The 22,228-nt window shown below is 45.1% G+C and carries 22 protein-coding genes and 1 pseudogene; 9 read left to right on the forward strand and 14 right to left on the reverse strand.

The genetic code is table 11. From position 1 onward, the window contains the following. Window positions 1–46 precede the first annotated feature (46 nt). A pseudogene (locus CWB98_RS21375) lies at window positions 47–298 on the reverse strand (HvfA family oxazolone/thioamide-modified RiPP metallophore); the annotation flags it as partial. A gap of 165 nt (window positions 299–463) precedes the next feature. On the opposite strand from CWB98_RS21375, the gene CWB98_RS21380 reads away from it, so the two are divergent. Together CWB98_RS21380 and CWB98_RS21385 are read left to right on the forward strand one after the other, a co-directional pair. Then, complete coding sequence (locus tag CWB98_RS21380) at window positions 464–1,456, forward strand: tRNA-dihydrouridine synthase (RefSeq protein WP_138546663.1); 993 nt, start codon at window positions 464–466, stop codon at window positions 1,454–1,456. 35 nt (window positions 1,457–1,491) lie between these two features. After that, window positions 1,492–1,845, forward strand: coding sequence for a TraR/DksA C4-type zinc finger protein (locus CWB98_RS21385; protein WP_138546664.1), 354 nt, complete (start codon window positions 1,492–1,494; stop codon window positions 1,843–1,845). Here CWB98_RS21385 and CWB98_RS21390 read toward each other — a convergent pair. The 10 genes from CWB98_RS21390 to CWB98_RS21435 all read right to left on the reverse strand — a co-directional run bounded on the left by CWB98_RS21390 (window position 1,832) and on the right by CWB98_RS21435 (window position 12,321). Further along, a complete protein-coding gene (locus tag CWB98_RS21390) occupies window positions 1,832–2,851 on the reverse strand; it encodes a hypothetical protein (RefSeq protein ID WP_138546665.1) in 1,020 nt (339 codons plus the stop codon). The two genes, CWB98_RS21385 and CWB98_RS21390, sit on opposite strands and share 14 nt — an antisense overlap. A 207-nt stretch (window positions 2,852–3,058) precedes the next feature. Continuing rightward, window positions 3,059–4,321 (reverse strand): tetratricopeptide repeat protein, encoded by a 1,263-nt coding sequence (locus tag CWB98_RS21395; protein ID WP_138546666.1) that lies wholly within the window; start codon window positions 4,319–4,321, stop codon window positions 3,059–3,061. Between the two features lie 11 nt (window positions 4,322–4,332). Further along, entirely contained in the window at window positions 4,333–4,944 is a 612-nt protein-coding gene (locus CWB98_RS21400; protein WP_138546667.1) for an energy transducer TonB, read from the reverse strand. Next, window positions 4,944–5,348, reverse strand: a complete 405-nt coding sequence (locus CWB98_RS21405) for an ExbD/TolR family protein (protein ID WP_010381814.1) — start codon at window positions 5,346–5,348, stop codon at window positions 4,944–4,946. Before CWB98_RS21405 ends, CWB98_RS21400 begins: the two co-directional genes overlap by 1 nt. 14 nt (window positions 5,349–5,362) lie before the next feature. Beyond that, complete coding sequence (locus CWB98_RS21410; protein ID WP_010381817.1) at window positions 5,363–5,887, reverse strand: MotA/TolQ/ExbB proton channel family protein; 525 nt, start codon at window positions 5,885–5,887, stop codon at window positions 5,363–5,365. Continuing rightward, window positions 5,887–7,251, reverse strand: coding sequence for a MotA/TolQ/ExbB proton channel family protein (locus tag CWB98_RS21415; RefSeq protein ID WP_138546668.1), 1,365 nt, complete (start codon window positions 7,249–7,251; stop codon window positions 5,887–5,889). The genes CWB98_RS21410 and CWB98_RS21415 overlap by 1 nt, the downstream gene beginning before the upstream one ends. A gap of 6 nt (window positions 7,252–7,257) precedes the next feature. Further along, window positions 7,258–8,028 carry a DUF3450 domain-containing protein gene (locus CWB98_RS21420; RefSeq protein ID WP_138546669.1) on the reverse strand — a complete coding sequence of 257 codons (771 nt, stop codon included), beginning with the start codon at window positions 8,026–8,028 and terminating at the stop codon, window positions 7,258–7,260. Window positions 8,029–8,423: 395 nt separating this feature from the next. Then, window positions 8,424–9,071, reverse strand: a complete 648-nt coding sequence (locus CWB98_RS21425) for a CatA-like O-acetyltransferase (RefSeq protein ID WP_138546670.1) — start codon at window positions 9,069–9,071, stop codon at window positions 8,424–8,426. Window positions 9,072–9,124: 53 nt separating this feature from the next. Then, complete coding sequence (locus CWB98_RS21430; RefSeq protein WP_138546671.1) at window positions 9,125–10,165, reverse strand: Leu/Phe/Val dehydrogenase; 1,041 nt, start codon at window positions 10,163–10,165, stop codon at window positions 9,125–9,127. A gap of 629 nt (window positions 10,166–10,794) precedes the next feature. Next, window positions 10,795–12,321: a fumarate hydratase gene (locus CWB98_RS21435; protein WP_138546672.1), complete on the reverse strand. Its 1,527-nt coding sequence runs from the start codon at window positions 12,319–12,321 to the stop codon at window positions 10,795–10,797. A gap of 225 nt (window positions 12,322–12,546) precedes the next feature. On the opposite strand from CWB98_RS21435, the gene pabB reads away from it, so the two are divergent. The 3 genes from pabB to CWB98_RS21450 all read left to right on the forward strand — a co-directional run bounded on the left by pabB (window position 12,547) and on the right by CWB98_RS21450 (window position 16,014). After that, window positions 12,547–13,887 (forward strand): aminodeoxychorismate synthase component I, encoded by a 1,341-nt coding sequence (gene pabB / locus CWB98_RS21440; RefSeq protein ID WP_138546673.1) that lies wholly within the window; start codon window positions 12,547–12,549, stop codon window positions 13,885–13,887. Beyond that, window positions 13,884–14,441: a CoA pyrophosphatase gene (locus CWB98_RS21445; protein ID WP_138546674.1), complete on the forward strand. Its 558-nt coding sequence runs from the start codon at window positions 13,884–13,886 to the stop codon at window positions 14,439–14,441. Before pabB ends, CWB98_RS21445 begins: the two co-directional genes overlap by 4 nt. Before the next feature lie 196 nt (window positions 14,442–14,637). After that, complete coding sequence (locus CWB98_RS21450; RefSeq protein WP_138546675.1) at window positions 14,638–16,014, forward strand: L-serine ammonia-lyase; 1,377 nt, start codon at window positions 14,638–14,640, stop codon at window positions 16,012–16,014. Window positions 16,015–16,286: 272 nt separating this feature from the next. On the opposite strand, the gene cysB is transcribed toward CWB98_RS21450, so the two are convergent. Beyond that, window positions 16,287–17,264: an HTH-type transcriptional regulator CysB gene (gene cysB, locus CWB98_RS21455; RefSeq protein ID WP_138546676.1), complete on the reverse strand. Its 978-nt coding sequence runs from the start codon at window positions 17,262–17,264 to the stop codon at window positions 16,287–16,289. A gap of 278 nt (window positions 17,265–17,542) precedes the next feature. Between cysB and CWB98_RS21460 the strand changes: the two genes are divergently transcribed. Continuing rightward, window positions 17,543–18,304, forward strand: a complete 762-nt coding sequence (locus CWB98_RS21460; RefSeq protein WP_138546677.1) for a hypothetical protein — start codon at window positions 17,543–17,545, stop codon at window positions 18,302–18,304. Window positions 18,305–18,310: 6 nt separating this feature from the next. On the opposite strand, the gene CWB98_RS21465 is transcribed toward CWB98_RS21460, so the two are convergent. Continuing rightward, window positions 18,311–19,600 carry an NCS2 family permease gene (locus CWB98_RS21465; protein WP_138546678.1) on the reverse strand — a complete coding sequence of 430 codons (1,290 nt, stop codon included), beginning with the start codon at window positions 19,598–19,600 and terminating at the stop codon, window positions 18,311–18,313. 118 nt (window positions 19,601–19,718) lie between these two features. Between CWB98_RS21465 and CWB98_RS21470 the strand changes: the two genes are divergently transcribed. From CWB98_RS21470 to CWB98_RS21480, 3 genes are all read left to right on the forward strand, one after another. After that, window positions 19,719–20,180: a tetratricopeptide repeat protein gene (locus CWB98_RS21470; RefSeq protein WP_138546679.1), complete on the forward strand. Its 462-nt coding sequence runs from the start codon at window positions 19,719–19,721 to the stop codon at window positions 20,178–20,180. A gap of 121 nt (window positions 20,181–20,301) precedes the next feature. Beyond that, window positions 20,302–20,727, forward strand: a complete 426-nt coding sequence (locus tag CWB98_RS21475) for a SulA-like leucine-rich domain-containing protein (RefSeq protein ID WP_138546680.1) — start codon at window positions 20,302–20,304, stop codon at window positions 20,725–20,727. Window positions 20,728–20,743: 16 nt separating this feature from the next. Continuing rightward, entirely contained in the window at window positions 20,744–21,199 is a 456-nt protein-coding gene (locus CWB98_RS21480) for a YchJ family protein (RefSeq protein WP_138546681.1), read from the forward strand. Between the two features lie 431 nt (window positions 21,200–21,630). Here CWB98_RS21480 and CWB98_RS21485 read toward each other — a convergent pair whose 3' ends face one another. After that, complete coding sequence (locus CWB98_RS21485; RefSeq protein WP_138546682.1) at window positions 21,631–22,152, reverse strand: VC2046/SO_2500 family protein; 522 nt, start codon at window positions 22,150–22,152, stop codon at window positions 21,631–21,633. Between the last annotated feature and the right edge of the window lie 76 nt (window positions 22,153–22,228).

The raw sequence follows: 22,228 nt of genomic DNA on the forward strand, positions 1-22,228 counted from the left end.
CCCCCCCCCCAGCCGCCCCCCCGCCTTATTTAGCCTCGCCACACTAGCCTTCTTTTTTGCCTTTAGCATCACCGCCACATTTACCTTCGCCGCATTTGCCTTCTTTTTTGCCTTTAGCATCACCGCCGCATTTGCCTTCGCCGCACTTTCCTTCACCCGCATCTAACTGATAACCCGCTGTCATTTGCTCAAAGCTAAAAGGATTAGCCGAAGCTTCAGGAGCGCCAAATGTTGCGGCAGTCACTACAGCTGCGCCCAGTGTCATTGCAAGTGTGTTAGTTTTCTTTACTGATTTCATGTTGTTCTCTCTCAATCGGTAGCAATAAAAATGAATGATTCGCCTAGTAGACCACAGACCGAAGATATTTATTTCAACATTTGAGAAATTTTTATCTCCATTTCCCTATTAATAAATCATCTTCTCTCGTATAGAATAGCGCGAATTTTTTCTGGTGCGGTAATAATGAAACTATTTTTAGCCCCAATGGAGGGCGTCGTCGACTTCAAAATGCGTGAACTACTCACTGATCTGGGTGGGTTCGATATGTGCGTTACTGAGTTCATCCGCGTTGTTGACTTAACCCTACCCCGTCGTGTGTTTGTTCGCTATTGCCCAGAGCTGCTCAATGGTGGCCTGACACGTGCTGGCACTCCTGTGCGAATTCAATTGCTTGGTCAGGTGCCTCATGCACTGGCGGCCAATGCCAGAAAAGCCGTTAAACTCGGTTCTCATGGTGTTGATCTTAACTTTGGCTGCCCAGCAAAAACCGTCAACAAGAGTAAAGGCGGCGCAGTATTGCTTAAAGAGCCTGAACAAATCTATCAGATTATACGTGCGGTACGCGAGGCAGTCCCTCAGGACCATGAGGTCAGTGCGAAAATTCGCCTCGGTTTTGATGACGACGCAAACAGTACAGAAATAGTCGATGCTGTTCAAAACGCAGGAGCCTCCAGCTTAGTGATCCATGCCCGTACCAAACGCGATGGCTATAAACCACCTGCCTATTGGGAGAAAATCCCACCACTTTTGAAGCGCCTGACTATTCCTGTGGTTGCCAATGGCGAAATTTGGCAAATAGAAGACGCGATGCTTTGTCAGCAGCGCAGTGCCTGCGATAACCTGATGTTGGGACGTGGTGCCCTGGCTACACCAGATCTAGCTGCAAAGATAAAAGCGCATGTAGAGGGCCGCGAATACCGACCTCTTGAATGGCAGGAAGTGGTTTATCATATATTGCACTCCTCTATGCACCAGGACCCTGAGGTTGGTGAAAAATATTTCTCATCTCGCACCAAGCAGTGGCTCGGTTACTTAAAATTACAATATCCTCAGGCGCATACCTTATTCGATGAAATAAAGCGCCTGAAAAGCAAAGATGACGTGGTATCTGTGTTGGATAAATACGCAAAGTCCCCAGCGCTTGATTCAAATCATAACAATGAGCCTGCTGCCTAATAGATAATGGATGCTCAGAAAAGGAGAAGAGCGCCATGAATGAGAATTTAAAGAACCAATATCAGGTAAAATTGCAGACAGAGCTCGACCAGATCCGGCACGAGTTCCTCGCGGACCTGAAGCAAGCTAGTAATCACGCAACTGAGGCGTTGATCGATACCTTACAGTCATCACCGCCACATGAATGGGTTGATATCGCGACAGACCGTATCTGTCCGGGCCAGTTTCCTAATTTTGAGCGCCTGGTAAAGGTTGAAGCCGCAATTTGCCAGATGGACATAGGTCAGTTTGGCTACTGCTGCGATTGCGAGAAGAAAATAGAAGACACCTTGCTTGCAGCGGATCCCGCCGCGCAGAGGTGTCTGGAGTGCGTCTCTAAACAGAAATAACTGAGTCTAACAACACAAAACTGGTTGCAGGATAGAAAAGGATATTCTTAAGCACGACGAAGGCCTGGTCTTCATTCAGCGCTAACCTAGATTGCAGTGCCAACAGGGCTTGCTTCTGCGACCAGGCAAAATAATGGACACCTAAATCGACCTCCATCATCGATAACGCAAATTGCGCTTCGTCTGTTGTCAGTGCCTTTTGACATTGATTAACCGTTTGTCTCAGAGAGACAAATCCATCTCTCCAATTCAATCCGGGAACTTTGTCACAAGCTCCCAGTACCTGAAGTACAATCGGTTCATGCAAACCCGTGCTAATTTTCATTGGAGCGCCGTTCGCCATACTCACCGAAGATTGCAGCGCGCTAAACAAAGTCTCCGGTACCCGAACGGAGCCACTGTAAAAGTTAAGTTTGCTCTGATACCACTCTTTTCCATTAGGTAACTGATACATACCCAATGAGGACCTGACCCGATAGCTTTCTAAATAAGTTACAAGCTGCTGCGCTGCGTTTGACTGATTGATTACATCGGGCGTTAGGTAATCAAGCAGCTGTTGCTTTTCAATCCGGTTAAGTACAATTTTACTTTCCCGCGCTTCATCCAACCTTAACTCAACAAACTTATACCAACCTTCTAGCCGGGACGAAGTAAGTGATTGTTGCGCAATTTTTGCGATGTTTAAGTGGGCAGGCCAGGGCTGGAATCGCTCAGGGTATCTCTGTTGTATCGTCAGGTATTGTAATTCTTGCTGTGCATGCGCAGTGAAACTATCCAGATCAGCATGCGCTAGCAGGTCATACCTTTGCGCTAAGTAAGGCTCAGTAAAGGGAAGTTCGACAAGCTTGTCTGTGTGCAATGAGTTACTTTGAGAAGCAAACCAATTCAGCTTTTTCAGTTGTGTCGACAGGTTTTCATATGAGATCTGTACTTGTGGTTCTGTACAACCAGCCGTCATCGTCAGTGCCAGTAGCGCTGAAAGTATATTTCGCCGAGAGATTTTCATTTACGTGTGTCCAATCTTGTTCAACTATGCGGGTGTGCACCCAGCACTCAGGTCCAGATGTAGTTTGATTATATCAAAATTGATGGAAGCTTTTATTATTTAAATCAAAGTTCTAATGTTGAGCGTCGAACCGACAAAGCAAATTAACATTGCGACACTTTGGTGGGGAGTGAAAAGTAAAAAGCCCCTTGCGGGGCTTTTTCTATACTAAAGGCTGATGCCTTTTCGCTGTGCTTTCTCTTTTATAAAGGAGGCCCAGCTGCGAGCAAATTTACGTGTTTTAGGATCTTCCTGAGCCTTCACGATCGCAGTATATGCTTGCTTATATTTTTCCTGATACAGGTAAGCTTCCGCCAGATCTGAGTAGATTGTACCTTTTTTGTCAGAGCCCAGTTCCAATGCTTTGTTCAGACGAACAACCGCAGCACTGTATTGCTGGTCCTGAAGTAACAAACTACCCGCTTTGCGGTATAGCTCAGCATCGTCATCGAACTTTGCTGCTTCTTCGTAGTACTTAGCCGCATCACTGATGTGCTTGGCTTGGTGGAAGTAACTGGCTATTGCCGTGACATTTTGCTTAGTACGCTTGACCTTCTCTTCATTGAGCGACTTTTCCATCACCTTAGCGGCTTTATACGGAATTTCGTTCAATGAATAGTAGCTGCTCAGAATTCTGTAATGGTTTTCTTTTTCAAAGAACCCATTACGATAAGCCACTTCCATAACCGTCTGACCTTTTTTATAGTCTTCCGTTTGCATATAGAAGGAGCCCAACTGAGTCCACGACTTAGGATCATCAGGGAATAGCTTCACAATTTCTTCAGCCACCTTTACGGCGTTTTTGAACTGTTTCAGCTCAAAGTAAGAACCAATTTTAAGCATGTAAAATGACTTATTTGGCTCTTCTTTGTTTAGCGCAATCGCTTGGTCCGCAGGCTCGATGACATCTCTGTACTTTTTCAGTTCATAGTTTGCCTGAGCGATACGGCCATATACTTTAGCGTCTTTCTCACCGGTGAAATCCATCCAGTCGAAGTAAGCTTTTTTGGCAGCTTCGTATTGCTCAGTACCAATCAGAAGATCACCCAACAGCTTGAGCAGGTCACCCTGATCTTTAAAGTTCAATACGTCTGGCGCGATCGCCTGGCGTATGTACTTAATCGCTGTTTGATACTCTTCTTTCTGAGCGTACAAGTTACCCAGGTAACGGTTTACCGTTGCGCGGTCGAACTCATCAGACGCGTCAATTTCAAGCAATAATGCAATTGCTTCATCAACTTTGTCTTCGTTGTACAAGTCAAACGCTTTAATAACCTTCTTACCAACTCGTTCACCCATAACCTTCGTTTTGGCGTTTTTGCGTTCTTCGATCTTTGCAGGATCTGGGGCGGCAAAGGCGGCAGTGCTTAACGCACCGCCTGCCAAAGACATCATCAGAGCAAGAGCTGTTGCTTTAGACATTTGCTTCATACCTTACTCCTTTAGTCTTGGTTAAGTTTAAAGTCAAGTTGTACAGTAATACCAGGCTGCTTTTGCGGCTTACCATCAACAATTTTAGGTCTGTACTTCCACTTGCGAAGCGCACGTTTTGCTTCACGGTTGAAAATACGCTTTGGTTCAGCATCGATGATCTCAATGTCATCTACACCGCCTAGCTCATTGATAGTGAAGCGAAGCTGTACCCAGCCTTCTTTACCATCACGCGCTGCTTGAGGCGGATATTTAGGTTCGATACGAACGATAGGTGTTGCTTCACCGTCACGACCGAAATCACCAGGACCACTTAAACCACCAGCTGTGCCACCGATGTCGATGCTAGGCATATTAAAGCCAATCGCACCTGCACTTTGGTTAACATCAGGCTGAGGCGGCTGCGGTTTAGGCGGCTGCTTTGGCGGTGGAGGAGGCGGAGGCGGTACACGCTTCCTCTCCTGCACATCTGATTCAGGCGGATTCGACATAATCTCGACTATGATTTCTTCCTTCTTATTATCAGCCCTATCCGCTCCTCCTGAGATTAGATAGGACATAAAGAAGAATAAGCCGAAGGTTACTGCCCCACCTGCAAGAAGTGAAAACAGAAATCGAATCATCACTTAGCTCCAGCTATTGAAATCTTCAAGGCGTCGTCAGTTGCCTTAATCTGGTCCATTACCTTCACAACTACACCGTGTTTAGCGCCTTTATCCGCCTGGATAATTACGGTCTCGGTTTGTTGCTCAGCTAACAGATTTTCAAGGTTTGCACTTACACGCTCAACATCAACCTGACGCTTATCCATCCAGATCTCACCGTTTTCACGGATAGCGATGAAGATGTTCGCATTCTTAGTTTGTTGTGCCTGTGCAGCTTTTGGCTTTTTAACTTCAATACCAGCCTCTTTAACAAAAGAGGTGGTAACGATGAAGAAGATCAACATGATGAATACGATGTCTAGCATCGGGGTCATGTCTACTGCTGCTTCTTCTTCCTCACGAAAACGTTGTTTACGTGCCATAATAAAATCTCTCTCTAGTGATGTGGCAAGCTATCAATTAGTTTTTCTTTAGCCATCTTAGCTCTCGCTTCTAGACGGGTGCTAAAGAATACACCTGATAGTGCCGCAACCATTCCAGCCATTGTTGGTATCGTTGCCATTGAGATGCCTGAGGCCATCAATCGAGGGTTACCTGTACCTTGCGTAGCCATGGTTTCGAATACCGAAATCATACCTGTCACTGTACCTAGTAGACCGATTAACGGACACATTGCAACCAATGTTTTGATAATCAACATGCGCTCATCTAATTTTTCAGACGCTTCAGAAATCCATGCATCGCGGATTCTGTGTGCGTACCAAGATGTAGTATCTTGGCGGGCATCCCATCTGCTTACTATTCCCTTTTTAATTTTAGGAAATTCAGCCAATAGGAACCAATAGCGCTCAATCATTAATACCCACATTAGAAAGAGTGCTATCGCGACCACGTATAATACATCGCCGCCTGTAGCAACAAAATCCCTGATAGATTCCCACGTCTCCACCAGGACTAGCATTATGCTCTCTCCTTCTCCGCGTGCGCAGCAACGATACCCGCGCTTTGCTCGTCAAGAATGTGTAGGATAGATTTACTACGACCCGCAACGATAGCGTGAAGTAGGATTAACGGTAGCGCAGCAATTAGACCTAACGCAGTAGTAACAAGAGCTAGAGAGATGTTACCTGCCATGATCTTAGGATCACCAGTACCAAATAGTGTGATTGATTCGAACGTCAGGATCATACCAACAACCGTACCTAGTAGACCTAGTAGAGGTGCGATAGCTGCGAGGATCTTGATGATGTTGATACCAGCTTCGATGCGAGGCGTTTCACGTAGAATTGCTTCGTCAAGTTTAAGCTCAAGGTTTTCAACGTCTTGGTTCTTGTTGTCATGGTAAACTTTCAAGATACGGCCCAGTGGGTTGTTGTCCGTTGGGTTGTTCGCATTCTTGATTTGTGCCTTGATTTTCGCACCAACCAGCATTAGGTCTAGGAAACGAACAACAGCGATTAATGCACCAAGCGCTAACAACGCAGTGATGATGTAACCTACTGTGTCACCCTGATGCCAACGTTCTTCAACAGTTGCACGCTGAGTGTTCAGACGCAGGATAGCACCACGTGTTGGGTCAACAACGAAAGGCGTGTACTGGTCAGCAGATGTGCTCAGAAGATCTGAAACTGTTGCCAGAACGTCTGACGAAGGTTGCTTACCAAGTGGTACGATTTGCTTGTTTTCTGCATCGTAAACAACGTAACCGTCTTTAGTTACCAGGTTGAAGTTACCAACACGCGTTACTTGTTTAACATTGATGTCACCGCTTAGCTCTGCTACTTCAGATTCAAAAGTAGAGATCTTAGCTGATTCTGTCATTTCAGTTTGGAAAGCAATCCAAAGCTCTTCCAACTCACGTGTAGTTGGTAGTTCTTTAGCAGCAGCCAGAGAGCGAAGTACTTCTGAACGTCCAGGCTTTTCAGCACTGATGATTGACGCTTCGATAGAACCGATAGCTTCCGCAGCGTTACGACGTACCACACCGAACATTTCACCCAGAGTACCCTGAGCATTAAGTAGTTCAGTTTCTTTCTCTGCCAGTGTTACTTCGTTCTGTTTGAACTGCTTGTTAAGGCGCTCGCCACGTGCTTTTTCAGCAGCTAGGTCACGCTTAGCTTTATTTAGCAAAGCTTGCTTGTCAGCACGCTCTGACAGGAACTCTTGTTCGCGAGCTTTGTTGATTTTACCTTCAGAGATACGGTTCTGCTTTACCTGCTCTAGGATCTTGTCTAGAGAATCAGTGCTTGCATGTGCGTTCAACGCGCCACCAGCAGAAACTGTTAATGCTGCAGCAACGGCAAAACCTTTAAATAGTTTCTTCATGTTTTATTACTCCGCGCCGAAAATAGGTAGTTTAACTAGTTCTGGGGCAGCCTGACCACGTGCGATACGGATCATATCTTTGATAGGCTTCAGGTATTCTTCACCTAACTGATCCCACTGCTTGCTGCTGGTGTTCCAAACCCACGCTTGCTTCTGGTCAAAAGACTGAGCAACGTATGCGATACGGCCTAGACGGGCGAAGTCAACATTGATGTTTTTACCGTTGATTTCAAGTGAGCCCTGAGAAGCAACCATTGCTGAACCGTAGTTAGTTTCAATGCTGTATGCTTCCAGTACCTGACGGTATTTTTCAGACGTCGTTACTTTCGCGTTAGTAAGCGTTTCACGTAGTCTCTCAATACGCTCTAGACGCTTTTCAGTATCAAACGGCACGTCCGCTTTGATGAATTGCTCGAGTGTATCAATCATGCGATACATCAAAGGCACAACGTCTTGCTTAGTTTTATCAACCGTCGCGATCTGACGTTCTAGAGATTCGATATTTGCATTTTGGTCTGCAACCAAACGTGCTACGTGATCGTTGTAAACTTTCAGAAGTTCTGTTTCGTCAACAATTCCACGGTACTCAGCTACCATTTCGATAGTTTGACCGTAGATACCATCAATCTTGTCTTGAGACTTTTTAGCAGCCGTTTGAGTTTGCTGACCTACTTTTTGTATGTCATTCAAAGGATCTGCCATCACATTGCTGCTTGCAAATGCCGCGGCGCCGAAAAGCGCTGAAGCTACAAGGCTCTTTCTGATTTTAACAGACATAGTTCCCAACCAATTAAGTAATGTTACTTTTATAATTTTTGCACTCTCTGAGAGAGTACCCCGGATACTTTTAGCAGTATCAACCGTGCAATAATGCTAAATGCTATTGCCCATGTCAACTTCATGTTTAAAACAATTTTTGCTTGTCGCGATGAAATAAATTGAAAAAAAACATTGTATTAACAAGGAAACCAAGAATAAAAACCTTAAGCACTTATATTTCATACACAAAGCAACTTTATTTACATTTTATTACAGCTATTTAGCGCCTCCGGCCAGTCTTTTATTTGCACAATTTAGTTTTTAATTTCGCTATTAATATCAATTAACTAGTTTCTTGTTGAACGTTTAGCATCCGCTTTCATGTCGCAACAGAGATAAGGGAGAAAGAACCCTTAGCCCAATAACTGTTCACACAATAATTTGCATTGTGTTTCTATTTCCTGGATAAACTCTGCCACATGTAACCCATCCATCAAAGCATGATGCACTTCAACTGAAAAAGGCAACTCGCCTGTTCGCGGGTCCAGACGCCCGAACACACATTTTGGAATACCAAGGTTATCTTTTGCGCTACGAGCGTGACTAAAGCTACTAAAATCTAGCCACGGCAAAATAGATAAATAAAGTTGCTGCGGATTATCACTAGTTTCCAAAAAATGTTCACTAACCAAAGGCTGATCTAGAAACGCCTTCTTCTGTTCAATATTCTTTTTAATGTAGTCGTGGATATCTTCACAAGCAACTAAAGGCACGAATCGAAAGCTTCTGTCTTCGCGCAAAAATACACAGCTCATGTCAACTTGATCAACAACACAGGGATGATCGTCGACAATCCGATAGCGAATAGGTGCATAATTCTGGCAAGCCCTGCTCAAGCAGTACAGATAACTAAAAGTAAATGAAAGCTGCAGCTTTTTGCATAAGGTATGAAGTTCGCCTGTTTTTAGGCGAGATGTAATGTTGAAGTAAGGCTGTTCAAAGCTCTGGTAGAAGTCAAAATGCTCGGCTCTGGGCCAATCTGAAGATTTGATTTGTTTCATAGTTCAATATAGAGGAGTGATAACCCCTCTATATTGATAGCATCACACGGTGATTACAAACCGTTTGCGATGATCTCCTGTGCAAGCTCGTCGGCAATCAGGTGCGTTGACTTTTGCTCAGCATCAGAACGAGTAAAGATTTCTGTCAAAGTGTCATAGATGCCTTCAACATGCTTTGTCGCCGCAGCTTCACTATAACCTTCCGGTTTTGTCTCGTAGTACACGTTGATGATACCACCAGCATTAATCACGTAATCAGGGGCATAAAGTACGCCTTTTTCACGCAGGATTTCGCCATGTCTTGATTCCGCAAGCTGATTATTCGCGCAGCCCGCAATAATGCTGGCTTTGATGCGAGGAATGGTCTCATCGTTAACCGTCGCACCCAACGCACATGGTGCGTATACATCAACATCCAGATCATAGATTTCGTCAATGCTCACGGCTTTGGCACCGAAATCATTCACAACTCTGTCAATCGATGCCTGGTTGATATCAGTCACGAATAGCTCTGCGCCCGCTTCATGCAGGTGCTTACATAGAGTATAGGCAACAGCTCCCAGGCCCTGGACAGACACTTTTACACCAGACAGGTCTTGATGACCATGTTTGTGCTGATACGCGGCTTTAATGCCCAAGAATGTGCCAAGCGCAGTGAAAGGAGACGGGTTACCACTTTTGCCTTCAAGACCCATTACATAATTAGTTTCTTTATGCATTGTCATTACATCACCGGTCGTGATGTTCACGTCTTCGGCTGAATAGTAGCTACCGCCAAGACGCTCAAGGTGTCTGCCAAATGCTCTGAATAACGCTTCAGATTTGATTTTTTTAGCATCACCAATGATCACTGATTTACCGCCGCCGAACGGCAAACGTGCAACTGCGTTCTTATAAGTCATGCCTTTTGAAAGGCGCAATACGTCGTACACAGCATCGGCATCATCTGCGTAGTCCCACAGGCGACAGCCGCCAACGGCAGGACCCAACTTGGTGTTATGGACAGCAATGATTGCCTTCAGGCCTGAAGCCTCATCAGAACAAAAAACCACCTGTTCGTGGTTATCAAATTCAACTTGGTTAAATACAGCCACTTTGTTTGTTCTCCGTTATAGACTGACTTTGAGTCAGATAGCGCTGAAATTCATCGAACTGTATCACTAACTCTCTGTCCAATCCACAATATGAGTTGATATTGACTCTAAAAGCGTTAAAGCTGCCAGCATGATACATTAAATAGACATATATTAACTTGATTATGCATCAAGTTGGATTATATGAGTTTAATTCTTCGTTATTTTTACAAATCACGCAGGTTAATCTTTACGTAAACGTCAACAGGCTAGTTTGTGTATTATATTTTTTACGATATATACAGGTCAGACAAGGGAGTAGATGAGTATCCAATAACCTGGGGAGTGTGATGCCAATTTGTTTAATTAAGTGCTCTATTTTGAGGCGAGAAAATAGGGTCGATAACACCGCTCTCGCGTCCAGCTATCACTGAGACACCTACATCCACGTAGGCGAGGCCAAGATTTGTGAACTCATACCTTGGCCACAGGTTCTAAATGTGCAATTTTTAACGCCGTTAGCGTCCTATTTACTCCTTCAAATTAACCGGTATCAAGTAAAATAGGTATTATATCTACAGCCAGGTCCAATGCCGGGAGATCAAAAAAAGAGGGCTGCGCCCTCTTTTTAAATCTGTATTGATAACCGCTTACTTAAGCTTGCTATCCAGCTCTTCTATCTTAGCTTTCCAGATAGCAGGCCCCTGCGTATGGGCATTCACTCCGTCACTGTCAACTGCAACGGTCACAGGCATGTCTTCTACTTCAAATTCGTAGATGGCTTCCATACCGAGATCTTCAAACGCCACCACTTTGGCTTTTTTGATTGCTTTGGCTACCAAATAAGCAGCGCCACCTACCGCCATCAGATAGACGGCTTTGTTTTCTTTAATAGACTCGACCGTAGCTGGACCACGCTCAGCCTTACCGATCATACCGATCAGTCCAGTCTTTTCTAGCATCAGATCGGTGAACTTATCCATGCGCGTCGATGTTGTTGGGCCAGCAGGACCCACCACTTCATCGCCAACTGCATCAACGGGACCCACGTAGTAGATAAACTTATTAGTCAGGTCAACACCCTCTGGCAGCCCTTCGCCTGAGTTAATCATATCCTGCAAACGTTTATGTGCAGCATCACGACCCGTCAGGATCTTACCGGATAACAACACGGTTTCACCCATTTTCCAGTCCTGGATATCGTCTTTGGTGATCTCATCCAGATTTACACGGCGAGTATCTTCGCCCACTTCCCAGGTCACTTCAGGCCAGTCTTCAAGTTTCGGCGCTTTAAGATCAGCAGGACCCGAACCGTCCAGCGTAAAGTGTACGTGGCGAGTTGCAGCACAGTTAGGGATCATAACCACAGGCTTAGAAGCTGCGTGTGTTGGGGCAGACTTGATTTTAACGTCTACAACGGTAGTCAGACCACCCAAGCCCTGAGCACCGATACCGAGTTTATTCGCGCGTTCGAAAATTTCCAGGCGAAGTTTTTCTTCCGCCGTTTCAGCACCGCGCTCCATAAGCTCATGGATATCGACCGGATCCATTAGAGACTCTTTTGCCAATACAGCTGCTTTTTCAGCCGTACCACCGATACCTATTCCCAGCATGCCAGGTGGACACCAACCAGCCCCCATAGTCGGTAACGTTTTCTCTACCCAAGCAGCAACATCGTCTGATGGGTTCAGCATCACCATTTTAGTCTTGTTCTCTGAACCACCACCTTTGGCTGCGATCATCACCTCAACCTCAGCGCCTGGTACCATATCGATGTGCACAACAGAAGGCGTATTGTCTTTGGTGTTTTTACGCGCACCAGCAGGGTCTGCAACTATGGAAGCACGCAATGGATTATCTGGATTGGTGTAAGCACGACGTGTACCTTCGTCCACCATTTGCTGTACAGTCAGGTCCGTCTTGTCCCATTTAACATCCATACCGACCTTTACAAAACAGGTCACAATACCCGTATCCTGACACAATGGACGCTTGCCCTCCGCAGACATACGAGAGTTAATCAAGATTTGCGCAATCGCATCTTTGGCAGCTTTACTTTGTTCTTTGTCGTACGCTTTTTCTAAAGCCTGGACAAAATCCAACGGGTGGTAGTAAGAAATGTATTGTAGTGCATCTTCGATGCTGTCAATAAAGTCTTGCTGACGAATAGTACTCATGACGGTTCCTTTATTCTCCGGCCTGTGACGAGGTAAACCGGTGTTTATTGAGAGGCGCGATTATATACCATCTTGCGAAAAGTGAATATCGCAATCACAGATTAGCGACTAAAGTCCTGTGCTTATCCAAATTCGCAAGCAGGAATGCAATCAAACACGCTATGGATTCAATGGCAATTATGATACTCTCCTCGCCCGTTTCGGGCTAGCATTCGGGTTCAGTTAATGACAAATCCAAGTAGTAACTACATTGAACTAGACATTTCTTTGTCAACCATCGAGGTGTTCGACACCCTTGCTTCTGCGCCGCTGGCAGTACTGCTCGACTCCAGCGATGCCAATCACGAGAATAGCCGGTTTGATATCATGAGTATCAACCCACTGTGCGTACTTGAAGCCAGAGCTGGGCAATTTTATCTTGATGGCAAGCACGTTGAGCGAGATGGATTCACCATCATGCAAGAGAAACTGGCTGGACTGAAAGCCATTTCACACCCAGACGTCCCCTTTTGTGGCGGCTGGCTCGGCTATTTTGGTTACGACCTTGGCAAATATATAGAAAGCATACCTCAAAGTGCAGTACAGGACATTGCAATACCAGACATGGTAGCCGGCCTTTATCCTGATGCACTGATCCACGACAATCTGAATAACCGCTGGTACTTTGTTACCCAGCCAGGCTATAACCGGCTCGGCACTTACCGTTCACTTATAGAAAAGCCCCCTGTTGCAAACGAGTCGTTTACACTAACCAGCGACTGGCAGGCGAATATGACACAGGCTGAATACGCCGACAAATTTGCCAAAGTCCATGCCTATTTGAAAAGTGGCGACTGTTACCAGATAAACCTGGCGCAAAGATTTAGTGCGAGCTATCTGGGTTCACCCTGGCAGGCCTATAAAACGCTGCGCGCCAACAACAAGGCGCCTTTTTCCGCGTTTATAAATCTGGGTGACGATGCCATTGTCTCGGTATCACCCGAACGCTTTATTTCTGTGCGTCAGGGCCAGGTTGAAACCAAGCCCATCAAAGGGACCTTACCCAGATTAGCAGACCCGCAAGCTGATGCGCAGCAGGCCGTCGCCTTGCAACGCAGCAGCAAAGATCGCGCTGAAAACGTGATGATTGTCGACCTTTTGCGCAACGACCTTGGCAAAGTCGCCAAGCCAGGCAGTGTGAAGGTACCAAAACTATTTGAAATTGAGAGCTTCCCAGCAGTTCACCACCTGGTTAGTACAGTAACCGCCCAACTGGCAGAAGGCAAAACCGCAGTCGACCAGCTTAGAGCCGCATTTCCTGGCGGATCTATCACAGGTGCGCCAAAGATCCGCGCAATGGAAATCATTGAAGAACTAGAGCCGCACAGGCGCAGCGTCTATTGTGGTTCTATAGGTTATCTTAGTGCCTGTGGCGCGATGGACACGTCGATTACCATCCGAACATTAGTGTGTCATCAGCAAAAAATTTACTGCTGGGCCGGTGGAGGCATTGTCGCAGACTCGGACTGTGAGTTAGAGTATCAAGAGACTTATCACAAAGTGAACAAGATACTGCCCATCCTATGAATCTACAACACGTCATAAGTCGCTTTAGTCTAAGCGACTCAAATCAGACACCTGTTTTAGGAGAAGGTCAGGAAAGTGCCGTTTTAGTGCCATTGTTAGAAGTGAATGGAGAGGCTTCGATACTACTTTGCAAACGCAGTGCTCAACTTCGCAGCCACCCAAGTCAGCTATGTTTTCCGGGTGGCAAAGTTGAATTACAAGACGCCTCTGTGATCACCACAGCACTACGTGAAAGTCAGGAAGAAATTGCCCTTGATCCGCTGCAAGTTAACCCCGTTGGGGTGTTGCCTTTACACACCACACTCACAGGCTTTCGCATAACACCTGTCCTGGCCGTCTTAAATCACAATGCCACCTGGGAAACGTGCAGCGAGGAAGTAGAACAGGTATTTACTCTGCCGTTATCTCTGCTTGCACAACAACGTGCCTGGCAGCCAGTTCAAACCCAGCTACGGGGCAAATCAGTGACGTTTAACGGCTTGATGACAGAGTACGGGTTACTCTGGGGCGCGACAGCCAAAATAGTTCAGCAACTACTTGCCAGGGTGGCCTGACCTGTTTAAAACTTGCCGTAAAATTGCGCTATAACCAAATGAGTTTGCACGCTTTTGAGTACTTTTGACCACTTATCGACTGCATTCCCTTCTAACTCAATCAAAACTGTATACAATTTTGCTGTGAAATGGGTTACTTATGCAATAATTAACGTTATGATGTGCGCCCGTTCAGAGGCAATGTTGAGTAGAATTTATGATTAGTGCATTTGATATGTTCAGTATTGGTATTGGGCCGTCATCTTCCCATACTGTCGGACCTATGCGCGCTTCGCGCCTGTTTGTAAAAGACCTGCAGGACAACAACATAATTGATCAGATCACATCAGTGAAAGTGGAGCTATTTGGCTCGTTGGGCCAAACAGGCATAGGCCACGGCTCTGGTAAAGCAGTGATCCTGGGCTTAGCTGGATACGATCCCGAATCGGTAGATGCGGACAAAGTGCCAGAAATTCTGGATACCATTGAGCGCGAGCAAGTGATTTATCTGGACAAGACTCACAAAGCCGCTTTTCCTAAACAAGGTGCGATTGTCTTTCATCGTCGTAAGACCTTGCCTAAACACTCTAATGCGATGGAGCTGCAAGCTTTCTCTGGTTCTGAGCTAGTACATAGCCAAGTTTACTACTCAATCGGTGGTGGCTTTATTGTAACCGAAGAGCAGTTTGACAACGAAAAACAAGCGGCGTTAGACGTACGTGAACAAAACCCGGCTCCCTATCCTTTTGAAAATGCCCAACAGCTGCTGGAGATGTGTAAAGAGACTGGCCTGAGTGTGTCTTCTCTGATGATGCACAATGAGAAGACGCTGCGCAGCGAACAGGAAATTAAAGCGGAACTGTTTCACATCTGGGAAGTAATGAAAGCCTGTATTGAACGCGGTATGCGTACTGAAGGCATATTGCCTGGAGGATTAAAGGTAAAACGTCGTGCTCCAAGTCTGTATTTAAAGCTGAATGTGGAAAACAGTAATGATCCGCTACGTGCTATGGACTGGGTTGACCTGTTCGCACTGGCCGTGAATGAAGAAAACGCAGCAGGCGGTCGAGTGGTAACAGCACCGACCAATGGCGCAGCCGGGATTTTGCCTGCGGTTCTCATGTATTACCATACATTCATCAAAGAAGTGGACGCAGAAATTGCTACACGCTACCTTTTAACAGCTGCTGCGATTGGCATTCTGTATAAGAAAAATGCTTCGATCTCTGGTGCAGAAGTCGGCTGCCAGGGAGAAGTTGGTGTAGCGTGCTCTATGGCGGCTGGAGCCCTGACCGAAATCATGGGTGGTAATGTCGTACATGTAGAGAATGCCGCGGAAATCGGCATGGAACATAATCTGGGCCTGACCTGTGACCCGGTTGGCGGGTTAGTACAGGTGCCTTGTATTGAACGAAATGCCATGGGTGCAGTAAAAGCCATCAACGCTTCGCGTCTTGCTATGCGTGGCAGTGGTGAGCAAAAAGTATCTTTAGATAAAGTGATCAAAACCATGCTCGATACGGGTAATGATATGAAAACCAAATATAAAGAAACAGCACGTGGTGGTCTGGCGGTTAATATTATCGAGTGTTAACCAGCAAAATCTGTCGTTAAAAAAAGCCGCAATTGCGGCTTTTTTATTGTTTATTAATCGTACCAACTTGCTTAATTAAGTGTGCTATTTTGAGGCGAGAAAATAGGGTCGATAACACCGCTCTCGCGTCCAGCTACCACTGAAGCACCTACATCTATGTGGGCGAGGCAAAAATTTTGCTATTTAGTTGTTCTAAATGAGAAATTTTTACACAGTTAGCAGTGTATTTGCTCCTTCAAATTTAAACAGGTATTAAGTGAAATTGGTACCTCTTACTTGACTGGTAGCTCAGTGTGTTCAAATAACGCATCGACATCTTCCTGATTGCGCATCAGGCTGGCTCTCTCGACCAGATCTTTTGTCAGGTGAGGTGCAAAGCGTTCGATAAAGTCATACATATAGCCGCGCAGGAAACTGCCCTTTCTGAAGCCAATTTTAGTAGTACTGGCCTCGAACAGGTGGCTGGCATCAATACACACCAAGTCATTGTCTGTTACTTCATCGACCGCCATGGTTGCCAACACTCCGACACCCAGTCCCAATCGGACGTAAGTTTTAATTACATCCGCATCGGTGGCAGTAAACACTATATGCGGAGACAACCCGTGTGCATTAAAGGCTTTATCCAGCTCTGAGCGCCCGGTAAAGCCGAATACATAAGTAATCAATGGATACTTTGCAACATCTTGCACCGTAATATTGCTGCCCTTTTTGGCCAAAGGATGATCTTTGGTGACAACAATGCTGCGATTCCAGTGATAGCAAGGCAACATGATCAAATCGCCGTATAAATGCAGTGCTTCCGTGGCAATAGCAAAGTCTGCATCCCCCCGTGCTGCGGCATCTGAGATTTGCTGCGGCGTGCCCTGATGCATATGTAAAGAGACCGCCGGGTACTTTTGCATAAAGCCCTGAATCACATTTGGAAGCGCATATCGCGCCTGAGTATGTGTAGTTGCTATATTTAATTTACCCTGGTCTGGCAGAGTATGCTCATTGGCAACCGCTTTAATACCCTCAACCTTTGACAGTATTTCCCGGGCAATATTGATTATTTCATTGCCTGCACTGGTAACATGCGTAAGATGCTTACCACTGCGGCCAAAGATCTGTACACCAAGCTCGTCTTCCAGCATACGCACTTGCTTGGAAATTCCCGGCTGGGAGGTATACAAGCTTTCTGCGGTAGCTGACACATTGAGGTTGTGATTCAGAACTTCAACTATGTATTTCAGTTGTTGTAATTTCATAACTAAGCATTTGTTTTAATTGTTATCTGGTGTACGACTAGGCCGATTATCATTAGATACTGGCAAATAATGTCTCAGCCTAGCATAATTATAGTCTATCCGATAGGACAATACTTTCCCCAGCCTATTAGAGCCAGCTTCCAGCCATTAAGCTATACTAATAAATGATGGAATTTGCTGGATTTTCAAGTCTCTTGTTATTAACACTGTTCAATCCGCAATTATTTGATGTAATATAAAAAAACTATCAGCTGTATGATTTACGAAGAGATCCGGGTATGTTTGTTACCGTAATAATTTTGTTGATTGTAGCACTCATTGTTATTGCTGTGTGGGTTAGTGCTATTCAACAACACAGAGAAAAACAAGAAGCGGAGCGCCGTAAAGAGCTGGCTAAACAAAAGCGGATCATAGAAGAAGCCGAAGACGTGATCCTCAACAGTAGCAATATTCCTATGTCGGGCGCGATGATCCGCATTATTCAACGCCGGGTACATGATGCGCTTGTTTCTATGGTAGAGCTGTCTCCTGCCTCTCGCGAGCTCAAAAGCCGCATGCATGAGTCTCAGGAGCGTATGAACAATGAACCTCAAAACGCCAACGAATCTGACAAAGTAACCCTGCCAGATAACGACAAACAACTCATCGCGCTGGTACAAGGTATTAAAAAGTTGCGTCACCTGCTGCGTTCTGAGCACAGTAAAGGCAAAGTAGACACACAAGTCTTCGTGCAGGAAGACCGAAAAATGGAGCGTCTGCAGCTTAGGATCAATGTAGAAAGCCAAATCAAAAGAGGACTGTCTGCAAAAAGCGCCAACATGGTGGGGTCAGCCCGCCAGTACTTCGAAAAAGCCTATGCAATTATTTGCGGTGTAACCTATTCAGATGACTACATTAATGAAAAGAAAACGCTGTTAGAAGGTTATCTGAGTGAGATCAGCACTGAGCTGAAAGCCTCTAACGCATCGGCAGTGAAAAAGAAAGCCGAGAAAGAAAAGGACGACCTCGACGTCCTTTTCGCTCCCAAGAAAAAGTGGTGATCAGCCTCAGCTGATCGCAAACTTCACGATGAACAGTATGGTTAGTACCCAGACACTTATTGAGACTTCCTCTCGCTTATTACAAGCAAGCTTTACTGCTGTGTAAGAAATAAAACCAAGCGCTATGCCGTGAGCAATGGAAAAAGTTAACGGCGTCATTAATAGCACAACGCTCACCGGAATAGCATCGCTCATATCATCCCAGTTTACTAACTTCAGGTTTTGTAGCATCAACACAGCTACATACAAAATAGCCCCTGCTGTAGCATACGCAGGTACCATCTGGGCCAAAGGTGCAAAAAACATCATAAGCAGGAAACACATGCCAACAACCACCGCTGTTAAACCAGTTCGACCACCTACAGATACGCCCGAAACTGACTCAATATAAGAGGTGGTGGTAGAGGTGCCAAGGAAAGATCCAGCAATCGTCGCTGAGCTGTCTGCAGAGAGTGCTCTGCCCAAGCGCGGCATTCGCCCTTCTTTGTCAGCAATTCCTGCTTTTTGAGTGACAGCAACTAAAGTACCGCTGGTATCAAACAAATCGACAAAGAGAAATGCAAATACCACACTCAGCATCGAAATTTCCAGCGCACTGGCAATATCCAGTTGCGCTAGAGTTGGTGCGATACTTGGCGGTACTGACACGATACCTGTGTATTCAACCAGTCCGAGGGCCCAAGCTAAAATGGTAACCAATAAAATACTCAATAACACACCACTTTTCATATCCCGATACATCAGAGCTGCTATCACAAAAAAGCTCAGAATCGCAAGCAGAGGCCCTGGGCTGGTAATATCACCTAATTGGACAAAAGTTGCGGGACTGGCGACAATGATCTGCGCATTTTTCAGAGCAATCAGTGCCAGGAAAGCACCGATACCCGTCGCAATTGCTTGCTTTAGTACCAGAGGAATTGCCTGGATCACCCATTCCCTCACTTTGAAAATACTCAGGAGTAAAAACAGACAGCCTGATAAAAATACCGCGCCCAATGCGCTTTGCCACGTGTGGCCCATACCAAGCACAACGCCATAGGTGAAAAAGGCGTTCAACCCCATCCCGGGTGCCAAAGCCAGGGGATAGTTGGCCCATAAGCCCATAATAAAACAACCAATGGCTGCCGCTAAACAGGTGGCGACAAACGCAGCACCATGATCGATGCCGGCTTCAGCCAACATTGCTGGGTTTACAAACACAATGTAAACCATAGTAACAAATGTCGTTAGGCCGGCAATAAGCTCGGTTTTAACTGTGCTCTGCTGTGCACGGAGCGAAAATAATTTTTCCAGCATGTCTTTGTATTTTATATAGAAACGAAAGCCGGATTTTATCACAAATCTCTGGTGTAATCGGACAAAATAGTTAAAAATCAACTACACTCTGATCTAGGTCGTATTAAGTGAAATCAGTATGAAAAAGAACCAATTAGCAGTTGCAAACGGCAATGACTTGGAACAACAACTCCTCAATGTACTGGAGTTTGTTACCGCAACCCCGGACTCTGAAAACCGCTGGCCCTCAGACACGGATAGCAAAGCAGCCTATAAAAAAGGGCTTTACTATCTGAAAAATAAACAGTACCCGCTCGCCGCGAAATGGTTAAGACTAGCTGCAATGTCAGGCGACAACAAGGCACAATTTTACCTCGGTATGCTATTCATTAAAGGCCAGGGTGTGCCAAAAAGTGTTTTTCATGGTATTGCCTGGCTGTCACTCGCGCAAAGTCAGGGCAATCAGGCAGCAGCAGGCACACTGGAGCAAGTACGTACACACCTGACTGCGAAACGATTTATTGATGCTCAGTGTTATGCTGCAACACTGTATGAGCAAATCCACCAGATAATGCATTTTAATCAGGACACGACCTTATAATAAAAGTAAATACAATCAAAGCACTAATAGAAAAGAACAAAAAATACGCGATATTTTACTTGCCAAATAGCACTGTATGAAATACTGTATAGACACTGTATAGAAAATCAGTGGTCTGCTCATGTTACATACTCAAGTGCAAAATATTTCTTCATCTAAAACTAACTCAGCCGATAAACGTTACCAGCTAGTATATGCGGAAGATGACATAGTAAGCAGTTTGGAACTATTAAAAATTCTGTATCGTTGTAACTCGCTACATAAATGGACACTGCTCATTGCACCAGACAACATACCAAGCAAAGCACTGCTGGATACCAGCTCAATTGACAGTAGCAAGTTACTGGTGCTGCGACAGAGACATTTGATAAACTTGGAGTATGTTATTAACAGCGCTTTATGCAAAGGCAACTTTGCAGCGGTGGTTACCTGGACGGACATTGTATCTGAACAGCAGCTTGCCCGGTTTAAGCTGATAGACAGTGATACTGAATTGTTTTGCTTCACTCGAACTACTGGCCACGCCATATCCGTCGTTGCGCATTAAATCCAAATGAGAAAATATGTGTTATTGCGGTTCTGAAACCGAAGCACAAGTGTGCTGCCTGCCTTTTATAGAAGGCCGTAAACAACCAGAAAGCGCCCAACAACTGATGCGCTCACGATATAGTGCTTATTGTCTAAAAAAAACAGAATACATACATAATACGTACGCAAAATGCATGCGTGCAGAAAACAGTGAAGCCAGTATACGCGCATTTGCCGAGCAGGTAACCTTTGTAGGGTTAGAGGTCATTCAGTGCAGTGAGTCTTCTGAGTATCACTTTGTTGAGTTTAAAGCAAAGTATCTGGATGGCGGCGTGTGCGTGACAATGCATGAGCGGTCTCGTTTTTTAAAAGAAGCGGGACTGTGGCGTTACCTTGATGGTGAACTGTATGCCTGCCCAGAGATAAAAATGAGCAGGAATGATCCTTGTCCCTGCCAAAGTGGGAAGAAGTTCAAAAAGTGCCATGGATAGTTTGGCGAACTAAACTTTATGGGTTTTTTGAATACTCAATAATCCACAGAATTTCCTGTTCTTTCGCTTTAACATCACTTTAAATTTTCTGAGCCTTGGTTTGTATCGGTGCCAAGGCACAGACCCCAAATACAAAATTTACCTGTTAGTGTCATACTCACTAGGAGCAAAATTGCAGCGCACTGAAATCGCATGTGTTACATACAAGCCAGACCTCTGCCCTACTCACAACTCCATATTCCTGTAATACCAATTTGCTTAATTAAGTGTTCTATTTTGAAGCGAGAAAATATCTTCGATAACTAGGCAAAAATTTTACTATTCATTTGTTCTAAATGAGAAATTTTTAACACAGTTAGCGTCATATTTGCTCCGTCAAATTGAACAGGTATTAAGTGAAATTGATATAACTACCCCGTCGTTGTCTTTGCTTACACAGCAACCTGCAACATAGATTGCATTTCACCACCGGCTATCTGGTCATAAAACCCGGCTGCGTCTATGTCTTTATTATCAACCAGCATTTGAGGGTCTCTGTTTTTTTCTAACTTCTGTCTTACTGCTGGTTCGAGGTTATCGACAATATGTAGAGGAATATGCTTTTTATCATTACGCACTGCATAAGGCTCTGGTTGTAAGCACTCCTTTAGTCGAAGATTCGCCAAGTCCCCATCCTGAACCAGAAATCCATTGTCCTGGCCAATAAGCATATTAAACTGCTCGGGTGCTAATAGCTTTTGAGGACCTATCTGCAGCGCGAGTTTTAACGCAGCTTCAGATTTATCTGGTTGCTCTGGTGACGTATGAGGCAGATCAAACTGGCTAAAATCGAGTGCGTCCTGAGACAACAAAGACAGGAGCAACGCAAAGTCACCACGCCGAGCTTCATGAACACTGTGATTAAGTGCACTACCCAGTTGAGCCTCTTTGCATAAAATGCCATCTATCTGCATGTAAAATCGCCACAATTTAGGAAATATGAAAATTTATCGGCATTTTTTCAATTTTCTTTAGAACATTTCTTTACTT

The sequence above is a fragment of the Pseudoalteromonas rubra genome, assembly GCF_005887115.1.
In the GTDB taxonomy this organism is placed as follows: domain Bacteria; phylum Pseudomonadota; class Gammaproteobacteria; order Enterobacterales; family Alteromonadaceae; genus Pseudoalteromonas; species Pseudoalteromonas rubra_F.

Coding starts and splice junctions, on each gene's coding strand:
- pabB (WP_138546673.1), top strand. CDS start 12,547: ATGACAAATCCAAGTAGTAACTACATTGAACTAGACATTTCTTTGTCA.
- CWB98_RS21400 (WP_138546667.1), bottom strand. CDS start 4,944: ATGATTCGATTTCTGTTTTCACTTCTTGCAGGTGGGGCAGTAACCTTC.
- CWB98_RS21410 (WP_010381817.1), bottom strand. CDS start 5,887: ATGCTAGTCCTGGTGGAGACGTGGGAATCTATCAGGGATTTTGTTGCT.
- CWB98_RS21460 (WP_138546677.1), top strand. CDS start 17,543: ATGTTTGTTACCGTAATAATTTTGTTGATTGTAGCACTCATTGTTATT.
- CWB98_RS21415 (WP_138546668.1), bottom strand. CDS start 7,251: ATGAAGAAACTATTTAAAGGTTTTGCCGTTGCTGCAGCATTAACAGTT.
- CWB98_RS21470 (WP_138546679.1), top strand. CDS start 19,719: ATGAAAAAGAACCAATTAGCAGTTGCAAACGGCAATGACTTGGAACAA.
- CWB98_RS21390 (WP_138546665.1), bottom strand. CDS start 2,851: ATGAAAATCTCTCGGCGAAATATACTTTCAGCGCTACTGGCACTGACG.
- CWB98_RS21450 (WP_138546675.1), top strand. CDS start 14,638: ATGATTAGTGCATTTGATATGTTCAGTATTGGTATTGGGCCGTCATCT.
- CWB98_RS21425 (WP_138546670.1), bottom strand. CDS start 9,071: ATGAAACAAATCAAATCTTCAGATTGGCCCAGAGCCGAGCATTTTGAC.
- CWB98_RS21475 (WP_138546680.1), top strand. CDS start 20,302: ATGTTACATACTCAAGTGCAAAATATTTCTTCATCTAAAACTAACTCA.
- CWB98_RS21420 (WP_138546669.1), bottom strand. CDS start 8,028: ATGTCTGTTAAAATCAGAAAGAGCCTTGTAGCTTCAGCGCTTTTCGGC.
- cysB (WP_138546676.1), bottom strand. CDS start 17,264: ATGAAATTACAACAACTGAAATACATAGTTGAAGTTCTGAATCACAAC.
- CWB98_RS21480 (WP_138546681.1), top strand. CDS start 20,744: ATGTGTTATTGCGGTTCTGAAACCGAAGCACAAGTGTGCTGCCTGCCT.
- CWB98_RS21435 (WP_138546672.1), bottom strand. CDS start 12,321: ATGAGTACTATTCGTCAGCAAGACTTTATTGACAGCATCGAAGATGCA.
- CWB98_RS21485 (WP_138546682.1), bottom strand. CDS start 22,152: ATGCAGATAGATGGCATTTTATGCAAAGAGGCTCAACTGGGTAGTGCA.
- CWB98_RS21385 (WP_138546664.1), top strand. CDS start 1,492: ATGAATGAGAATTTAAAGAACCAATATCAGGTAAAATTGCAGACAGAG.
- CWB98_RS21465 (WP_138546678.1), bottom strand. CDS start 19,600: ATGCTGGAAAAATTATTTTCGCTCCGTGCACAGCAGAGCACAGTTAAA.
- CWB98_RS21445 (WP_138546674.1), top strand. CDS start 13,884: ATGAATCTACAACACGTCATAAGTCGCTTTAGTCTAAGCGACTCAAAT.
- CWB98_RS21395 (WP_138546666.1), bottom strand. CDS start 4,321: ATGAAGCAAATGTCTAAAGCAACAGCTCTTGCTCTGATGATGTCTTTG.
- CWB98_RS21380 (WP_138546663.1), top strand. CDS start 464: ATGAAACTATTTTTAGCCCCAATGGAGGGCGTCGTCGACTTCAAAATG.
- CWB98_RS21405 (WP_010381814.1), bottom strand. CDS start 5,348: ATGGCACGTAAACAACGTTTTCGTGAGGAAGAAGAAGCAGCAGTAGAC.